The 18595-nt window shown below is 46.4% G+C and carries 14 protein-coding genes; 3 read left to right on the top strand and 11 right to left on the bottom strand.

The features are described from left to right. Positions 1–52: 52 nt before the first annotated feature. The 9 genes from bcsD to thrS form a co-directional block, all read right to left on the bottom strand. Positions 53–535 (bottom strand): cellulose biosynthesis protein BcsD, encoded by a 483-nt coding sequence (gene bcsD, locus OM978_RS10655; RefSeq protein WP_264346862.1) that lies wholly within the window; start codon positions 533–535, stop codon positions 53–55. Further along, positions 528–4712, bottom strand: a complete 4185-nt coding sequence (locus tag OM978_RS10650; protein WP_264346861.1) for a cellulose biosynthesis protein BcsC — start codon at positions 4710–4712, stop codon at positions 528–530. Before OM978_RS10650 ends, bcsD begins: the two co-directional genes overlap by 8 nt. Continuing rightward, positions 4705–9081, bottom strand: coding sequence for a UDP-forming cellulose synthase catalytic subunit (gene bcsA / locus OM978_RS10645; protein ID WP_264346860.1), 4377 nt, complete (start codon positions 9079–9081; stop codon positions 4705–4707). The genes OM978_RS10650 and bcsA overlap by 8 nt, the downstream gene beginning before the upstream one ends. Positions 9082–9095: 14 nt before the next feature. Continuing rightward, positions 9096–9878, bottom strand: a complete 783-nt coding sequence (gene bcsQ / locus OM978_RS10640; RefSeq protein ID WP_264346859.1) for a cellulose biosynthesis protein BcsQ — start codon at positions 9876–9878, stop codon at positions 9096–9098. After that, positions 9875–10285 (bottom strand): cellulose biosynthesis protein BcsO, encoded by a 411-nt coding sequence (locus OM978_RS10635; RefSeq protein WP_264346858.1) that lies wholly within the window; start codon positions 10283–10285, stop codon positions 9875–9877. Before OM978_RS10635 ends, bcsQ begins: the two co-directional genes overlap by 4 nt. 562 nt (positions 10286–10847) lie before the next feature. Continuing rightward, positions 10848–11207, bottom strand: coding sequence for a 50S ribosomal protein L20 (gene rplT, locus OM978_RS10630; protein ID WP_008898705.1), 360 nt, complete (start codon positions 11205–11207; stop codon positions 10848–10850). 16 nt (positions 11208–11223) lie between these two features. Further along, positions 11224–11421: a 50S ribosomal protein L35 gene (rpmI, locus tag OM978_RS10625; RefSeq protein WP_040554869.1), complete on the bottom strand. Its 198-nt coding sequence runs from the start codon at positions 11419–11421 to the stop codon at positions 11224–11226. Between the two features lie 97 nt (positions 11422–11518). Beyond that, positions 11519–12061, bottom strand: coding sequence for a translation initiation factor IF-3 (gene infC / locus OM978_RS10620; protein ID WP_040554878.1), 543 nt, complete (start codon positions 12059–12061; stop codon positions 11519–11521). A gap of 27 nt (positions 12062–12088) precedes the next feature. After that, positions 12089–13999: a threonine--tRNA ligase gene (thrS, locus tag OM978_RS10615; RefSeq protein WP_264346857.1), complete on the bottom strand. Its 1911-nt coding sequence runs from the start codon at positions 13997–13999 to the stop codon at positions 12089–12091. A gap of 334 nt (positions 14000–14333) precedes the next feature. Here thrS and OM978_RS10610 point away from each other — a divergent pair, with 334 nt between their 5' ends. After that, positions 14334–14534, top strand: a complete 201-nt coding sequence (locus OM978_RS10610; protein WP_008898703.1) for a CPXCG motif-containing cysteine-rich protein — start codon at positions 14334–14336, stop codon at positions 14532–14534. A 40-nt stretch (positions 14535–14574) separates the two neighbouring features. On the opposite strand, the gene OM978_RS10605 is transcribed toward OM978_RS10610, so the two are convergent. Further along, on the bottom strand, positions 14575–15198 hold the full coding sequence (locus OM978_RS10605; protein ID WP_264346856.1) for a riboflavin synthase subunit alpha: 624 nt from the start codon (positions 15196–15198) through the stop codon (positions 14575–14577). 57 nt (positions 15199–15255) lie between these two features. Between OM978_RS10605 and OM978_RS10600 the strand changes: the two genes are divergently transcribed. Both OM978_RS10600 and OM978_RS10595 read left to right on the top strand, forming a co-directional pair. Next, entirely contained in the window at positions 15256–16644 is a 1389-nt protein-coding gene (locus OM978_RS10600) for an MATE family efflux transporter (RefSeq protein WP_264346855.1), read from the top strand. Continuing rightward, a complete protein-coding gene (locus OM978_RS10595; RefSeq protein ID WP_264346854.1) occupies positions 16601–17632 on the top strand; it encodes a DUF3080 domain-containing protein in 1032 nt (343 codons plus the stop codon). Before OM978_RS10600 ends, OM978_RS10595 begins: the two co-directional genes overlap by 44 nt. Before the next feature lie 49 nt (positions 17633–17681). Here the strand turns inward: OM978_RS10595 and atcC are convergent, their stop codons facing one another. Next, complete coding sequence (gene atcC, locus OM978_RS10590) at positions 17682–18578, bottom strand: cold adaptation protein AtcC (RefSeq protein ID WP_264346853.1); 897 nt, start codon at positions 18576–18578, stop codon at positions 17682–17684. Between the last annotated feature and the right edge of the window lie 17 nt (positions 18579–18595).

The raw sequence follows: 18595 nt of genomic DNA, 5'->3' as shown, positions 1-18595 counted from the left end.
GAACTTATTATCAGCAGCAACCTTGCCAAAACACTCATCATTAGCTCTTGCCTTAGGGTTTTGTATAAATAAGTTCGAATGCCAAACCAGGCTCAGCTTTTTGAGTCTGAACCACTATATCCGGCTTACCTCCTAATGCGACCATCCAGGTGCTGTACAAGCCTTCTAACAAAGCGCTGAATAGCTTCGCCTCATTTTTTACCTGTTGTTTTTCAAACGAAGGAAGCGGAAAAGCGCCATGATAAAACACCAGGCTGAGATCATGAACTTCAATTCTGACCCAACCCCAGTTCAGACCGGCGAATATTGTATTCATGGAGTTTTCCAAATCTTCAATCCGGTCATACAAGGCCACCGGATAAAGATGAGCTAACCGCTCCCCCATATGACGCAGAAAAGCACAAGCGTCCTGCTCTCCCGCTGTCTGGTAAATCTCCTGAATAAACACCTGAAGGAAGCTGCGCCATTGCTCATTGCAGTGCTGGCTTTGGTAGTAGCTGTTGCTGATCTGCAGCTCTTTGGTTAAATCAATCATTGGAACCTCCAATCAGGTACTTCATATATAAACGGAACGACATTTCGTTGTAATCACCAAAACTATCAAAGCCAAGCTGCCCGCCAATTTTAAGATAAGGATCAGGCAGGTATTCGCCACTAGCACCAAAGCTCATGCCAAAACCAGACTGACTGGTTGCGGCATAACCGGCCTGTGGAAAAGCACCCAGCGCATAAAACAGATCAAGTGCAGCCTGAGCGGCTGCGTCTGTTGGGAAGAAACTATTTCCATCTTCGCTATAGCTTTGAAAACCCGGGGCAAACAACAGGCTGAACCTCATCTCTTCCAGTTCAGCGCTATAGTTGATAGGGAAAGCCACGCTGACATAATCCTGCGGGCTAAAATAACCACCATGGCCAAAAGTGAATTTGCTTAAGTTGTTATCAAAGCTGCTGTAGCCAACATGCACACCCAATTGCAGCATCTCTGGTACTGAATCAAAAGGCCTGAAATAGGCTCCGACTTCCATGGACGTTGCATTATTTGACGCTACATTGTCGCCTTCGTACTTGTGTTCAGCCACAGAACCATAAGCACCGGCTTTGCCATTGTCGAAATTCAGCCCCAGCCCGGCACCGGTTTTTGTCACAGCCCCCCAGGTTTCCCCTGTGACATGATCTACAGTGCCTGCGTAAGCCAGCAAGCTATCTTTAACCGGACGTCTCTCAGCTTGCACCACTAGTCTGGTGTTTTTCATAATTTCCGGCTGTAGCTTCACACCACCTACTACATTGGTCTTTTCAAAACCCAAAGGAGTAGTCCCCACATCAGCCGTAATCCATTCGCCTTTATAAGCTAAAGCCAGCGCAACACCTGACTCTCGTTGTGTATCTGGATTACCGGTGCTGACGGCCATTTGATCCAATCTGGCCTGAGACGAGGTGACTAACTGCTCTACACGTGCACGGCTTTGCTGAAAATCAGCCAAAGAATCTGAATTCAGACGAATAGCAGTGTCACCGTAGTTTTCTTGCAAAAACTGCTGAACCAGGCTCTGCTGATCCGCAGTCAGGTTACCTGAAGTGAGTTCCAGCGCTTCAAACAGGTCAGTCTCTGCTGCATTATCAAATAGCACTTTGGCGGCGTTCGCTACATTCTGTAGTCTGGTGATTTCAGATTGTGGCAAATTGCCTTCAGGGTCGTCGCGTGCCGCAAGGTAAATAGCCTGTGCACTGTCGTAAGCCACAGCGGTTTCTTCAATACTGTCCAGTACATCCGTCAGACTATCCAATCGTGAACTCAAACCACTGGCCGCATTAACAATAGAACCCCGACCATACCCATTAATCTCTTCGCCGGTGACAGTGCCTGAATTCAGCGATGTAGGTGTCAGCGCCAGTTCGACTCTGTCCGTGCCAAAGACCGCTGTGGATATCACTACCGGAGTTTCAACCGTATCTAAACCTGAGCTGCCATCTGCCCCATTACGAACTTTGAGAACAACATCTGTATCCACACGGGTCAGGGTTTTCTGCTCTAAATCAGCCAGCATGCCATCAATCTGATCAAACAAAGTGGCCGATTGTGCTGTTGTCTCCGTATAACCAGGTACCTCAGACACTACCTCACCAGGTAGCCAGGAGGGTCTGACACTGGAAAGCTGCTGTTTTTTTGCTTTTCGCTTATCTTTAAATGGATTGTTGTCTGGCTCCACTGTGTCTCTGAACGGATTAGCTGACAAACCTGAAGCCGAACCACCGCCCCAGACCGGAGTATGCTGATACGCCAGTTTCCTTGCTCTTAACAATAAAGCGGCTGCTTCTTCGTGATCACCTTTTGCCTGAGACACTTTGGCCGCCATCACCAGTAGTTCAGGTTCAACACTGTTGTCCCAATCCACCCGGTTTAACAATGCTGCGGCGCGGTCAGGCTCTTTTAATTGCAAAGCTGTATCAACAGCACCTGATAAGGCAGCCTGGCTTGCAGGGTTTAATTTCAGTACGTAATTGTAAATTTGATCCGCTTCGCTGGTTTTATCACCGCTTTGATACAAACGCCCCATCGCCAGCAATAAAGTTTCATCGTCCGGCGATTCACGCAAATGAGCAGCAAGCACATCATAAGCTAAAGCCATTTGGCCTGCTTCACGTAACTGATCGGCCTCGCGCACCGCCAGCCCTTGTTGCAAACTGGCCAGCGAATTTCTGTCGTCCATAGTTAAATCAGAGCGCAACATCAGCTCAGACAGCAATAATCTGGCGTCTTTAGAACGGCCGCTTTGATTAAGCACAGCCACATGAGCCAGATAATCCCCTGACTTCTCATCCAGTCCTTGCATCAAATCAAGTTCGACCAGCTGATAAGCCAGATCAAGCTGGCCAGCAGTTGCCAGCTCAGAGGCTAACTCCCCTGCGGCTTTAGAGCCTATTCTGCTGCTTTGATATAACTGCAGCATCAGCTGACGTGCGCCAGCATGATCGCCTGCTGTTGCTCTTTGCAGCACAGCAGAGAATTTACCTCGTAGTGCCGACTGCGCTGCCAGACTTTGCATTGGGGCTGTACGCTGTTCTGGCCTTATGCTAGCCATAATTCGTTCAACATCAGGCCAGCGTTTTTGTTCGGCCGCAAACATGGCGGCGGCATAACGGGATTCGACCGGCTGACTGGCGCTTAACAAAGGCTCAATAATGGCTCGGGCACGGGCCGGATCGCTCTGCTTGTTCAGCAAACGGGCTAAATCCAACCTGACCCAGGGGTCGTTTGGTGCGAGTTTCATCGCTCTGCGCAGGCTTATTTCCGCCAATAAATCAGTGCTCTTTGCTGCATCTGCTCTTAGTTTTTGTACTTCAGCTAAAGAGACATAAGCGACTTTATGTTGCTCTGACTCCGACAGCTGACTGGATAAACGCTGCGCATCATCCCAACGCCCCATGCTCTGCAATACAGCAATAAGCCCAAGCTTTGCTTCAGTATCAGCAGGATTTTTCTGTACCACAGCATTAAAACTCTGAGCAGCCAGATCAAGCAGTCCGAGCTTGTGTTGCAGCTGACCAGAAAGAACTTTGGCTTCATTCACTCTGGACTCATTGCTTTTAGTAACAGCGACTCTGGTCAAAGGATCAACCAACTCCAGCGCCTGCTCATTCTGTTGTGCCTGCATTAATTCGCGGGCTTTGGCTATGGTCGAATAGAAGTCCGCCGCCTGATAGGCATCCCGCCAGGATGAAGCTTTTTTTGGCGACATCGCCATTGCTCTGCCTAGCTGCTCTTTTGCAGCGCTAAAATTTTGCTGCTTTAAATCAATCAAACCCAAACCTGCCAGCGCATCTGCATCCGCGGCGTTCTCTATCAGGGCTTTTTGGAACTGGCGCTTTGCCTCTGCCAGTTTGTTTGCATTAAGCGCCTGATAACCAAGGGTTCTGCTGTTAAGCACAACAGCTGCAGTGCCTTTTTTAATCTTGTCCTGATAAATTTTTATCAATTCCTGATCGTCAGGTTCAACACTCAAATACTGGTCATAGTATTTCTTGTCGGTCGTTGAAGCATTCAGCCACAGCAGCGCCTGACGCCAACTACGTTTCGCCAAAGCAGAGCTTGGTGCCAGTTCTGAGAGCAGTGAGATGCCCTCCCTTCTGCTGCTTTCGTCATAACTTAGCACCTGAGCGTAAGCCTGTTTGATTGCGCCATGACCAGGACGCGACTGGTACAACTTTTTTAACTCCGACCGGGCTTGTGACAGTCCATCCGCAGTACCAGCCATCGTCAGATAATATTCAGCCGCCAACTCCAGGGGAGCTGTGGTGCCGCCAAATACCTCCTGGTAGCGCTCTAATGCGGTATCGTACTGCCCAAGACTACCAAGACGACGTGCATCTGCCAAAGTAACAGGGTCAACCTTCGCTGCGGCTTTAGTGGCTCGAAGCTCCTCAATCCGCTGATCTGCCGGAGCCAGTTGAGCCATCTTGCTGATCCATTGCTGCAACTGAACATCGTTGCCTTCTTTAGATGCGATCAAAGCTGAGCGGTACATGGCCTCAATATTTTCAGGATCTGCATTCAGCACTCGTTGTAAGGCATCTTTGGCTAAATCATTACGATTTTTATCCTGCCAGAATTCGGCTTGCTCAAACAAAACATCAAAGGAGTTGCTATCTTCAGCGGCATACAAAGGTTGAACAGAGCAGATCACAAACATGGCAATCAGTGATTTATTCATTATTTTTAGATCCTGTTTTTAGCCTGTTCCTTGCGCGGTTTCTCAGCAGCGGAAACAAAATAGCGGCACCGGCAAAGGCTGCAAGTGCAAGACCTATCACCATGACAATAACGTGTTGGCCAAAAAACCAACGCACTTCCATATGCCAGGGCATGTCACCAGAGGTAATGAGTTCACCCACCCTGTTGCTATGTACATCCGCATTGTTATCAATAAGAGCCATATCCCCATGCACCTTACTGCTGACTAAAGGTCTGTTCAGTGAGTTCAGCAGCTGGGGTAACTGTTCAGAGACCTTGGCGGTGATCAGCACCACAATTCGGTTTGTGTCCACCGGAGAGACAAAACTAAAGAGCCCCTGTAGCTGTTGAGTACTGTCTAATACCCTCGCTGCGACCTTAGTTTCTCTGCCCCAATCCCCTTGCAGCAACCAAAGTACGCGGTCAAACAGGCTGAATGACTTAATTTTCACACTTTCGTTTAGCACTTCAAATGAGCTGGTGCTGAGTAAATCTGACTGCTGCACATCCTTAACATTTGCAATAGCTACAACATCGTAATTCGCAAGACCAGGGTTGATGTCTAAGTCGGTTCTGACCTCCATGCCTGCAGCTGGAACACCTGTGTCATTGCCCATTCGCGCGGCAAATTCAAACAAAGTTTCTATTTCTGCGTTGCCAGGCTTTGGCGGCAACAGCACAAGGGTTTGAGATAAATCTGCGTGTCGGGTAAAGGGAAAACCTACGCCGACAAAATAAGATAAATTTGGCAACTGAGTGAAGTTTTGTGCAGAGCTCAGATCAATACTTGAGGTGGGCAGCACTCTTGCTGTTATATCGGCAGGCACATCCAATTCGCAGCCTTTGGTATTGACTGCAAAGTTATGATACAAACGCAGTTTGTTTTCACCATACAATAAATGCGGTGGAATTTTGATCTCAGCTTCTTCCTGCCTTGTATCCCCACCCAACCAGCGATTTAATGTAGCCCATACACCATTTTGATTGACGGCAAGAGACGTCAGGTAGTCCCCGTTAAGAGACACATCTAAACTAGACTTGGCTTCGTTTAACCACTTTCCTTCCGGAAAACTGTATTTTATTTTCAGTGGTATCACCTGGCCGTGCCAAAAAAATAGATCCGGTGAAGCGCGAAAGTTCAATTCGATGGCAGGGTGAAACAAGCCTTTGCTCACAAGGTGGCTATCGTCAACTAATTCACTAAATTCAACTGCTTTGTTTATTCGGGTCCAGCGGGGTACATCGTAAGGCTGACGAGCTGTTTGTGTTGTTTTCGTCACCTTCACATAGGTTCCGCTGAGTGACGCGCCACTCACCAGATATTTGGCTGCAATTTTAAGTTCGTCCTCAGTACGCCCCATCACCAGTAAAACCTTGTAAACAGGGTTCAGCGGATGATCTATTAATCTGAGTTCAGGCCCTTGAATAGCAGGCACTGATAAGCCTTTGATCCTTTCGTTAGGCAGCATAAAAGCGATGGCATTTTCTGTAGGTAACTGATCGCGCAACACTGGAAAGCTCAGACTTCTGTACTGTGCAACACCGCCAAGATAAGAGGCGACAATAGCCCCACTGGTTAACGCAGCCGGACTGGCATTGCCCGGTAGTACCATAGGCACAATGACCTCGTTCATAGCTCCTGCGTTAAAAAAAGGCTCTGGAAAGCGTGATAAGTCTGTACTGACAGGCAGGCGCTGTACTGACAGCAGCAGTTGTGAATTCCTGTCTACATTCACCCAGATGTCTTTTGATAATTCGTTGTTACATTGTTCTGCAGTGCGCCCTGTTAAACGAAAATCCAGATTATTGGCACCCAGAATCAAAGCACTTTGCAATGGAATATCGACTTCGAGCAGTTTTGCGGTAAAAGCAGTTAACTCGATGGTTTTCACCAACTGGTCATTGAGCAGCACATCGAGAAAACTTTCCCCTTCGAGTAACTCTGCTGAGTAACTCAACTTTAACTTTAAACTGGCGCCCCTGACCAACTCGTCGCTGCGTAAGGTAAAACTCAAGCCTGCTGCTGTATTGTTACCAAAAAAAAACAAATTGTCGTGCAGGCCAAAATCAGTGAAGTGAAAGACTTGGGGTCGAAGGCCCGGAACTTTGTCTTTCACATCAGCGACTGGCGTTTTTGTTGTATCCAATGGCGCGCTTAATGCCTGATTAGAGATCACTACTGCACCAATAGCCAACAAGACAGTTAAGGCTAAACGGGGCTTCCAGCCACTTAAAGGTCTATTGGCGCGACGTAACTCGTAGTCTTTGCCTTTTTTGTTCAATGACTCCTGAAACAAGCCGCCTATAGCCCTAATCACGCGCCAAATAGAGACAAAAATACTGCTCTCTTGTGGCTCTTCGTGAACTGGCAACCAGGCGTCAGCTCGTCCCATCACCACTTTCACCAATTCTCTGCGCTGAGCTAATGGCAAGTCTTTAAAGTGAAAACGTATGGTATCAGAGCCCCTGGATATCATGTCGACCGGAAAAACCATTGGCACGTTATTTAAATAAATTTCGATATCTTTGATGCGATCGTTCGCATTAACCTGACCCACGTTTTCAATCAGAGCGCCCCCCATCGACAGGTTGAGTGATCTGCTTTTTAAGGTATAACCAGATTCAAGGTGCAGCACTACAGGCAAACTTATATCAAGACGCACCGTCTGCCTGACTTGTTTCATTTCCCGGGCAACAGCAACAGAAGCAAACAACATCACGCAGCTAAATCCAGCCCAGAATAAATTCAGCAGCATAACTTTGGGGTCTATGTTGTAGTGATCACTCCAGACAAGCTGTACTACACCGGACAGAAAAGCGCACAGCAGCAATACCAGCGTAAACAGATGGGGCTTCACCATATCGTAGTCAAAATAGCCATTTTCCAATAATCCGCCTTTTTCAGTGACATTAAATTTCCCTTTACGGGGATTGATAATGGTGGCAATGGTGGGCAGTACTAAATGGAAGGACAACACAGCTTCATAGATTTCGCCCCAAAAGGTGTGACGGAATTTGCCTTGTAACCTTGAGTTGGTATAGGTGGTGAACAATAAGTGCGGCAGCGCATAAGCCAAAATCATTTCCGGAGATGAATCGATAATATTTTGACCAAAAAGTAAGTAGCATAAAGGCGCAGTCAGAAAAACAATACGGGGCAATGCAAACAGGAAGTGCATCATAGCGTTCAGGTAACAAAGACGCTGAGGTAAGCTAAGTCCTCTGCCTAACAGAGGATTATCGAGCCGTAGTATTTGTATCATACCTCTGGCCCAACGAGCTCGCTGGCCTATATGTAAAGCCAGGCGCTCAGTCGCCAGACCTGCGGCTAGTGGCAGCGCCAAAAACGCAGAGTTCCAGCCAAGGCGTTGTAACTTTAAAGCAGTGTGTGCATCTTCAGTGACAGTTTCAACCGCAAAACCACCAATTTCTTCAATGGCAGAGCGGCGGATCACAGCACAGGAGCCACAAAAAAACGCGGCATTCCAGAAGTCATTACCCTTCTGAACCGGACCATAAAATAATTCACCTTCCCGAGGCACCTCATCTCCGGTTGTCAGATTGCGTTCAAATGGATCAGGTGAATAGAAGTAATGAGGGGTTTGCATCAATGCCAGCTTTTTATCGCTGATAAAAGCACCTACTGTGGCCTGTAAAAAAGCTCTGGTTGAGACATGATCACAATCAAATATACAGAGCAGCTCACCATCAGTGATTTTAATAGCATTGTTAAGATTGCCCGCTTTGGCATGCTTATTATCATTTCTGGTGATATAGCCCACACCTGCGGCTGCGGCAAAAGCGGCAAATTCAACACGACGCCCATCGTCCAGGATATAGACTCTGATTTTCTCCGGTGGATAATCAATATTCTGTGCAGCCAAAACCGTATCTTTCACCAGTTCCAGACTTTCGTTATAGGTCGGAATATAAACATCCACAGTGGGCCATAAGGATAAATCCTCAGGCATAGGCTCAATACGTCTGTCCAGAGGCCAGATGGTCTGAAAAAAACCTAAAACGAGGATCAGCCAGGTATAGAATTCGGCTGCAAGTAAGCCAATCCCGAGGAAACCTTCAATAAAACTGTCGAATACCAGAGTCTCAGTGGTACGCCAGTATAAGTAACGGGTAGACACTATGATGCACATCAACAGCATCACCATATGAGTCCAGTGGTTTTTACGACGGGCCACAATGAAAAGCATGACGCCGCTACTAACAGCAAACAAGATTTGATTGGTCAAATCCAGTGGCGTGGTTACGATCACAACGGCAACAGCAGCCCAGAACAGCACAGCAAGCGTGGTCATAATCCCGGATGGGGTCGAAGAATTCCTTTTTAACATGTCATCCCTTGTCACTATCGACTGAATTTTTTGTATTCACTCACCTGCAGTCTCGGTAGCATCCGTTGCACATTCCGTGCTATTGAATCTATATCCGTTGTCACCGAAGAAGCCTGAGCGTATTTGAATACAGACATTTGACTTGCGCTGGCTTCCGGCACAGCTTCGTCACGATGTACCATCCCCAGCAGAGATGAACCTAACCTTTCATTCAAAAATTGCGTGACGTCACGGTTGAGTTGACTGCGTACATCTACCTGATTCAGCACAAAATAATTTTTTTGTTCTGTCTTTTCTGTATGAAACTTACCTGACTCTATATCTGGCAATACGCTCAGAGATGCCCCATCTGGTAGCAGTACATTGATCATAATAGGGTCAAGGCAAGATAAAGCCTGCAAAGCTGCAGAGGGACCAGGTGGTAAATCAGCGACGATCACAACTTCAGTCTGATGGGCAAAAGAGGCCAGACGCTTCACCATCGCAGTTGGGTCTGTGCGTAACAAATGCTCGTAGGAAGTGATCTGCGAACTAGTAACGCGCCCATAAGGTAAATACCGGACTCCCGACTCTGATTCCTGTACTAATCTGCTCCAGTCTGCATGCTCTCCAAGCTCTGTTGCATGACCAGCAGGATCCGCTAAAGCCATGCCAAAATGCAGCCTGAGAGCGTTTTGATTATCAAAATCTATAGCTATAACTTTGTGGCCTAAACGCTGAATTGCATAAGCAAGATTTGCGGCCATAGTGGTTTTGCCTACTCCGCCCTTAGGGGAACCGACACAAATAATATTCATAACGCAATCCGATAAAATAATGCGGCTAATGAATCTGTTTTTGTGGATTGATCTTCTGCTGTTAGCTGCTGTTGCGGCTTTCTGTGCAAATGAGCAACGTCGCTGTCAGCCTTCTGGCGACGAAAAGGATTTGAAGCTCCGACCTGTTGTTGTGCTAAGTGCAAAGCTATATGTGGCTCTGAATGCAAAGCCGCCTGAGAGCCAGCATGCTGTGGCTCTAAATAACGCAACGGCTGAACACTTTGGGGCTGAGTATTTGAAAGCGTCTGAGTATAATTGGCTACCTGATTGATCAGGCGCCACTTCGACTGCCCGGAAGAAGGCGTGTTGGTCTGAAAACTGCGGTAGTTCAGATTCTGATCACCTACTTTGTTGATAAATTGCCGCACATCATCATAATTTTCCATGGAACCTCCCTTTTGTAACAAATTTTAACTTCACACAGCTTCAAAGTGGACTATTTGATAAAAACAGCAACTCTTTCATAGCAAATATCCACAACCGTTTTACTGCACTACGCCAATATCCAGCATATCATTTTTATCACTTTAATATTAAAAACCAGACTTTACTAGTGGTTCCTATTGATAAAAATGAAAATTTGATAAAGGGAACTCACTTTTTTATCAATTTCAACTAAGAGAATAATAAGTAGTACCCTAGAAGTCTCGCTTTTTTACAGGAGTTCAGATGATATTTTTTCAGCTATTCGATAAAAGTGAAATGTCACTTTGATAGGGAAACTTACAAATTTGATAAAAATGACTCAGACCAAAAATGAAAAACGACTAAAGATAAACTTTACGCAGATGAGAATAAGAATGCATGGATGGATGAGAAATAGGTTTCAAGCAGCAAAGCGCGGGTCTTCCTGGAAAGCAATACTGTCATTGAGAGCTGGCAAGGAGTTTTGCGAACATTAAAAAACAAAAAGCCACCCGGAGGTGGCCTTTTACTCTGCTCAAAGAATTAAGCAGTTAAAGCTTCTTTTGCCTTAGCGACTAAAGCAGCAAATGCGCCTTTGTCGTATACAGCGATATCAGCCAGGATCTTACGGTCGATTTCAACAGATGCTCTTTTCAGACCATCGATGAAGCGGCTGTAAGATAAACCGTTCTGACGAGATGCAGCGTTGATACGCGCGATCCACAGTTGACGGAATTGACGTTTACGTTGACGACGGTCGCGGTAAGCGTATTGGCCAGCTTTAATAACTGCCTGGAAAGCGACACGATAAACACGACTGCGGGCACCGTAGTAACCTTTAGCCTGGTTTAAGACCTTCTTGTGACGAGCGCGAGCTGTCACACCACGTTTTACTCTTGGCATTTAAAATCTCCTAATATTATGCGTATGGCAGACAACGAGCGATACCAGCCACGTCAACTTTTGCAACTAACGTTTTTGGACCTAACTGACGCTTACGCTTAGAAGACTTCTTCGTCAAAATGTGGCGAAGATGTGATTGCTTACGTTTAAAACCGCCTGAGCCGGTTTTTTTAAAGCGCTTTGCAGCACCTTTGTTGGTTTTCATCTTTGGCATAGTTAAATAACTCGCATTGTTTAAATTACAACGAATAATAAGGCGATAAAAAACGCCGCTTTATTCAAGCGGCGTATCTTATGCTTGAAAGCTCTTATTACTTCTTATTTGGGGCCAGCATCATGACCATCTGGCGACCCTCAACGCGGCTTGGGAAAGATTCACAGATAGCGATATCTGTCATATCTTCTTTGATCCGGTTAAGCATCTCAATGCCGATGTCCAAATGCGCCATTTCACGACCACGGTAGCGGAGCGTTACTTTAGCTTTGTCACCCTCTTCAATGAAGCGACGCAGGTTGCGTAGTTTTACCTGGTAATCGCCTTCATCAGTTCCAGGCCGGAATTTTATTTCCTTAATCTGGATCTGTTTTTGCTTTTTCTTCTGCTCTTTAGCAGCTTTGCCTTTCTCAAACAGGAACTTACCATAGTCCATCAACTTACAAACAGGTGGTTCAGCGGTTGGGCTAATCTCTACCAAGTCAGCGCCTGCTTCTTCTGCTAAACGAATAGCTTCTGAAGTGATTACTACACCTAATTGCTCACCTTCCAGACCTAACAAGCGTACTTCTTTAACGTTGATTTCTTCGTTAATACGGTTTGGTCTGTTCGCCGGTAAAGTTTTCTTTCCTACTTTAATAGTATGTTCCTCCAAGAGTGAAAATAATTAGACCCGGTTTTTAATTTCAGTGGTCAACTTGGTTACAAAGTCGCTTACACTCATTTTTCCGAGGTCTTCGCCCTTCCGTGTTCTTAACGCGATATCGCCGGCTTCAACTTCTTTGTCACCGACTACCACTAAATAAGGAACTCGCTGTAGCGTGTGCTCGCGGATTTTAAAGCCTATCTTCTCATTTCTCAAGTCAGAAATTGCTCTAATACCATGAGATTTGAAAGTTTTTACTAAATCCTGCACATATTCGGCCTGATTATCGGTAATATTCATCACCACAACCTGAGTTGGGGCCAACCATGCTGGGAAAAAGCCTGCATATTCTTCAATCAGAATTCCGATAAAACGCTCCAGCGAGCCCAAAATCGCACGGTGAATCATCACTGGTACTTGTCTGTCGTTGCCTTCAGCAACAAAACTTGCACCTAAACGACCCGGTAAAGCGAAATCGAGCTGCACTGTACCACATTGCCAGGCGCGGCCTAAGCAATCGTGTAAAGTAAATTCAATTTTAGGGCCATAAAACGCACCTTCACCAGGTTGCAGGTCATAGGCTATGCCATTGGCATCCAAAGCTTCTGCTAAACCCTGCTCAGCACGGTGCCACATTTCGTCAGTACCAATGCGTTTTTCAGGACGAGTGGATAATTTCACCTGCACGTCTTTAAAACCAAAAGTGCTATAGACGTCAAATACCATTTTGATACAGGCCGATACTTCAGCCTGAACCTGATCTTCAGTACAGAAGATATGGGCGTCATCCTGAGTAAAACCACGCACCCGCATCAGGCCGTGTAAACCACCTGATGGCTCGTTACGGTGACAGCAACCAAACTCAGCCATACGCAGCGGTAAATCGCGGTACGACTTTAAGCCCTGGTTAAAGATTTGCACATGGCCAGGACAGTTCATTGGCTTGATGGCGTAATCACGGTTTTCAGAACTGGTGACAAACATATTGTCTGAGTACTTTTCCCAGTGACCTGAACGTTCCCACAGCACTTTGTCCATCATAAATGGACCTTTTACTTCCTGGTAATCGTATTCGCCCAGCTTTTCACGGACAAAAGTTTCCAGCTCGCGGAAAATAGTCCAGCCGTCGTTGTGCCAGAACACCATGCCTGGTGCTTCTTCCTGCCAGTGGAATAAACCTAAAGCTTTACCAATTTTACGGTGGTCACGCTTTTCCGCTTCTTCCAGTTGCAGTAAATAAGCAGCTAATTGCTTTTTATCTGCCCATGCCGTGCCGTATACACGTTGCAACATTTTGTTTTTCGAGTCACCACGCCAATAAGCGCCCGCCACTTTCATCACTTTAAAGTGCTGGCAGAAACGCATATTTGGCACGTGTGGGCCACGACACATGTCGATGTATTCTTCGTGATGGTATAAACCCGGCTGATCGTCTTTGGCGACGCTCTGATCGAGGATTTCCATTTTGTAGCTTTCGCCACGTGCAGCGAAGGTGTCATAAGCCTGTTGCCAGCTTACTTTTTTCTTCACTACGTCATATTCGGTTTTGGCCAGTTGCAGCATGCGCTCTTCAAGTTGAGCTAAATCATCGCTGCTGATTGGACGGTCTAAATCAACGTCGTAATAAAAGCCGTTGTCGATGACAGGACCAATCGCCATTTTGGTATTGGGCCATAACTGCTTAATAGCATGACCTAATAAGTGAGCGCAGGAGTGACGGATAATTTCCAGTCCTTCCTGATCTTTGGCGGTGACAATGCTTAATGAAGCGTCTTCAGTGATCAGCTCACAAGCGTCTACCAACTGGCCATTGATTTTGCCGGCTATGGTCGCTTTCGCTAAACCAGGACCTATGTCTTTGGCAACGTCTAATACAGATAAAGGGGCGTCAAATGAACGCTGACTACCGTCAGGTAAAGTAATAACTGGCATGATAAGTCCTCACAGTGGTGGCCTATACCAAAGGTCACATGTTGATTCAATTAAATTTAAGGGAATGTTTTTTGCGGTTCAACCTTACGAGCGGTAGAACAAAGCAGTACAACACGTAGTTGTGACTGTTTTTAACAAAAAGCGGCTGCATCATAACCGATACGGCGCTTTATCGGCAACAACGAACAAAACGGCGGCATAAAAATGGGTCTTATCTTCGCCTGATGCTGCTTTAACGCCTACACTGAAGTTTACTGGAGCTCAATAACGGAAGGACCCGCGGATATTCAGTCGCCAGCGCTTGCTGCAACAGGCATTGGCAAACGGAGGATCTATGGACTTACTGCATAAAACTATTCTTTGCCCTTTCTGTGGCCATCCCACTCATATTACGTTGGATATCAGCGGCGAAGATCAGGACGATATTGAAGATTGCAGCAATTGCTGCAACCCAATCCATGTGCAAACCCATAAAGATGAGCTGCATAACAAAGTGCAGGTGTTTATCGACGCTGAAGATGAGCAGTATTACTAAGATTTACCTCATCATCAGCGGGATGGGATAAACCCATCCCCTACAAAGACTTTGCTGCGAGAACACGCTCTACCGTATCCACTATGGTCACGGTTTGCTGATCCAGTTCGATATTGACCCTGTCACCCGCTTTGCGTTGGCCTAAAGTGGTGACTTCCAGGGTTTCAGGTATTAAATGCAGGCTAAAGCTGTTTGCTGTCACTTCACCTACTGTCAGGCTGATGCCATCAATACTGATAAAACCTTTGCTGAGCACATAAGGTTTGAACTCTGACTTTAGCTCTATATCCACCCGCCAGTTCGCACCAGTTTGGGTGACAGCTAAAATAGTCGCAGTACCATGCACATGGCCAGAAACCAAATGCCCACCAATTTCACGGCCAAAAGTTAAAGAGCGCTCGAAGTTCACTAATGAGCCACTAGTTAAAGCACCTAAGTTAGTTTTGACTAAGGTTTCGTCAATCACATCAAAGCTAACCCAACCTAAAGGTTCAGTCAGACTGAATTCGGTGGCCGTTAAACAAGTGCCATTAATGGAGATACTGGCGCCCCGCTCCAGGTTTTGCAGTAACTGCACCGGCACTTCAAGAGTTAGGCGACGAAACTGCTCTTGGTCGCTGATTTCACTGACTTTAACTTTTGCCTGCACTATTCCTGTAAACATAAAACCTCTGCTGTGCTATCTTTACGGCGTTTTTTCGCCTGTCTGACAAGAGTTGTTATGTTACCTTTTTCCCGCTTTGAAGCAAAAACCATTCTGAAGTTATCCGGCCCTATTATGCTGGCTCAACTGACCCAAACCATGATGTTTGTTATTGATACTATTATGGCAGGTCGTGTCAGCGCGCTGGATATGGCGGCTATTGCTGTCGCTTCTGCCATTTGGTTGCCCATTATTCTGACCTTGCAGGGGTTATTGCTGGCACTGACTCCTATTATTTCTCAGCTTTATGGTGCGAAAAACCATAAGGCTATTCCGCATAATGCGTTGCAAGGTTTTTATCTGGCGATGGTGCTGGCGACAGTCATAGTAATAGCTATGCAGTTTATTCATCTGCCGCTGCAGTATTTGTCGATGGAAGAGAACCTGCGAGAGAAAGCAGTCGATTATCTGGTGTATGTCAGCTACGGAGTTTATCCGGCTGCTGGTTATATGATCTTCCGTAACCTGTTTGAAGGCATAGGCAATACCAAAGCCACCATGTGGATAGCCTTTGTCGGTATTTTGGTGAATATTCCGGCCAACTATGTGTTTATTTATGGCAAGTTGGGTATGCCCGCTTTAGGCGGCGCAGGTTGTGGTGTGGCGACGTCTTTAGTCTTTCTGGCGATGTTTATTGCCATCACCATTTACGCCTTCAGAAGCCGTAGCACAGCGCTTTATATGAAAAAGCCTGACAACCTGAAACCCAATAGCAAAGATTTATGGCATATCATCGCTATAGGTACGCCTATCGCCTTTTCGCTATTTTTTGAAGTGACTTTGTTCTCTTCTATCCCGCTGATGATTGTGCATTTAGGCCCTATAGTGGTGGCCGGTCATCAAATTGCTAATAACTACAGCGCCTTGGTCTTTATGTTGCCTATGAGTATGGGTATGGCAACTACGATACGGGTCGGTCATCTGGTCGGCAGTAACGATGTACAGGAGCTGAAAAAAGCCGTATCAACCGCTGTGCAACTGGCGATGATGATGGCTGTGGGCATAGCGCTGGTCACTTATTTCGGTCGTTTTTTAGTGGCATCACTCTACTCTACCGATCCTGCAGTATTGGCTGTGGCGACCTCTATTTTAGTACTGGCGTGCTTTTATCAGATTTCAGATGCGATACAGGTGGTGTCCGCTTGTGCCTTACGGGGCTTAAAACACACCAAACCTATCTTTTTTATCACCTTTGTTGCCTATTGGCCGATCGGTTTTGGTTTGGGCACTGTATTAGGTTTAACCGACTGGATTTTGCCCAAGATGGGCGCTCATGGCTTCTGGATTGGTATTATTGTCGGTTTATCCTGCGCTGCTGTGATGTTGGCGCTTATTCTGAAAAACCAAATCAGGCGATTAGAAGATGGCAAAATTTTACAGCAGCAACAGGCAACGACCTTTCACTAAAGTATTGAGCCTGGTTGCTGTTGTTTTTGTGTTAACTGGCTGCAGCGATCCAGCCCTATCCCTCATGGACGACTATACCAGCAGGCTTAGTCGCACTTTGGCGCTGGAACTACAAGACCCAGCGCCGCTGGATTTACAGCCACTTCCCTCCATCACAACGACCAGAGCCGATATCACAGAGAGCAGCATTAGTTTGGTCGAGTTAGTGGCTACCCGGGCTTGTGGCCTGGATTTATTGCTGGGTGAACGTAATAGCAGCCTGGGTAAGGTCATGGCGCCAAGTCAGCGTTTAAAGTACGAACTGGCGTTTTTAAAGCAGGTGCAACCTTGTTTAACCCATCCGGATATTGCGCCCGATTTACAACAAAAATTGGCTGCCATTGCCTCTGACAAAGCAGCGCTTATCGATAAACATTGGCAAAATTTTTTGCAGCAGGATGAGACTTTGCGTCAACAACTGCACCCCTATCGTAACTTGTCAGAACCCAATTCAGTCGCAGGCGTGGCTGAAACTATGCAAGCCTTACATTCCTTGCTTGCGCTGCAAAAAAGTATTGTTCAGCAGAACTGGCAGCAGGCAAGTAGCACCAATCCCGAACAGGCTTTGGAAGCTTTATACAAGGCCAATACGCTAAGCCAGTTACAACAAAGCTTACGCTTTAGCCAAAACTGGCTGCAAAGCTTAAATCAGCAGTTAGAACAGCTTGATTTAAAAGCCCAGTGCCCTGCCGGTAAAAGCTCAGACAAAGCAGAGATTCTGAATACCATTTTACTGCAGTATTTTATCGGTAAAGTGCAGGTGTATCTGGCGCAGGTGGATGGCACTTATCAGCAGTTGTATCCACTGCTGCTACAGCTTTATCAGGGCACAGCCTTGGCGCAACCTATTTCGCAACGCTTCGAGGTCCCTAATACTGAATTAAAAGCAGAGTTAAGACGTCATGTGATCTGGTGGAAAGCAGTACAGCAGCAGTGCCCAAAATCGTAGGGGCGGGTCTTGTACCCGCCCGTTACTGCGGCTTCAAGTACGACGGGGATTACATTTCGATATATTGAGGCCAGCCTAAAAGAGGGTTTAGCATGCCCTGCTTATGCTCATAAGCGTCACGGCGCTCTGGTGAAGCATTCTCTGCCAACAGCTTTTTATAGCCTTTGGCAAACTGCAAAGTGCGAACTAAAGCTGCATGAAAGTTTTCACCCAGCTCCACAGTCACAGCCTCTGAAAAACCAGCAGGTAATAAGCTAAGCACTTGATCGGTATGAGCTTTAATAAAGGTTACGTCAAACCATTCATCGGCTAAATCGATATCGCGTAACCGTTGCTTTAAATCCTGTTTCACCTTGCCGCCTTTAGTGCAAAGACGATACAGCACTACTTCAGCCAACATATCTTCAAGGTTGAAGTGCTCGAACGGATCAAGCTGGGTATGGTAGAAATAAGTTTGTTTCACCACACTGATGGCCTGACGACGACGTGATTCACGCAGCGCCTGCTGATATACTGCCACACCTTGCCACTCTTCAATGTCGGGTGGACTAGCGATATCCTGCAGCAACTGCTCTTCCACTTCACCGTACAACGATTTGCGATTAGGCGTCAGTAAGCTGACTTGCGACAACATACTCCAACCTTTTTGAAAAGGTTTAACTATACCTTCGGGGCTTATCAGCAAGGCCAGGGCCTTGTCCAAATCATGATCTGAGAGTTCTGCCAGGCCCAAACTCGCTACACCAATAATATCGTGGGCAGCTTGTTCTAACAGATGCATTTTGTATTTGTTGTAAAACTTGTCAGCAAACTTCAGGCTCATTAGCACAGCTTTGCTTTTGACTTGCTCCAGCTGCGCTTCCGAGAGTTTTTGCTCTGCTTTGGCGTAATTCAGCACCTTAGTTAAAAAAGGCCCCTGATTGGCATCCCGCACCACTAACTGCATAACTGATCCTTTACTGG

This window comes from Rheinheimera sp. MM224 (assembly GCF_947090785.1).
Lineage (GTDB): Bacteria > Pseudomonadota > Gammaproteobacteria > Enterobacterales > Alteromonadaceae > Pararheinheimera.
Note: the sequence above shows the minus strand (reverse complement) of the source record. Positions and strands in the feature narration are given on the sequence as shown.

Bases quoted from the DNA above. Each gene is read 5' to 3' on its own strand.
- bcsD (WP_264346862.1), bottom strand. From the start codon at position 535: ATGATTGATTTAACCAAAGAGCTGCAGATCAGCAACAGCTACTACCAA.
- OM978_RS10650 (WP_264346861.1), bottom strand. From the start codon at position 4,712: ATGAATAAATCACTGATTGCCATGTTTGTGATCTGCTCTGTTCAACCT.
- bcsA (WP_264346860.1), bottom strand. From the start codon at position 9,081: ATGTTAAAAAGGAATTCTTCGACCCCATCCGGGATTATGACCACGCTT.
- bcsQ (WP_264346859.1), bottom strand. From the start codon at position 9,878: ATGAATATTATTTGTGTCGGTTCCCCTAAGGGCGGAGTAGGCAAAACC.
- OM978_RS10635 (WP_264346858.1), bottom strand. From the start codon at position 10,285: ATGGAAAATTATGATGATGTGCGGCAATTTATCAACAAAGTAGGTGAT.
- rplT (WP_008898705.1), bottom strand. From the start codon at position 11,207: ATGCCAAGAGTAAAACGTGGTGTGACAGCTCGCGCTCGTCACAAGAAG.
- rpmI (WP_040554869.1), bottom strand. From the start codon at position 11,421: ATGCCAAAGATGAAAACCAACAAAGGTGCTGCAAAGCGCTTTAAAAAA.
- thrS (WP_264346857.1), bottom strand. From the start codon at position 13,999: ATGCCAGTTATTACTTTACCTGACGGTAGTCAGCGTTCATTTGACGCC.
- OM978_RS10610 (WP_008898703.1), top strand. From the start codon at position 14,334: ATGGACTTACTGCATAAAACTATTCTTTGCCCTTTCTGTGGCCATCCC.
- OM978_RS10605 (WP_264346856.1), bottom strand. From the start codon at position 15,198: ATGTTTACAGGAATAGTGCAGGCAAAAGTTAAAGTCAGTGAAATCAGC.
- OM978_RS10600 (WP_264346855.1), top strand. From the start codon at position 15,256: ATGTTACCTTTTTCCCGCTTTGAAGCAAAAACCATTCTGAAGTTATCC.
- OM978_RS10595 (WP_264346854.1), top strand. From the start codon at position 16,601: ATGGCAAAATTTTACAGCAGCAACAGGCAACGACCTTTCACTAAAGTA.
- atcC (WP_264346853.1), bottom strand. From the start codon at position 18,578: ATGCAGTTAGTGGTGCGGGATGCCAATCAGGGGCCTTTTTTAACTAAG.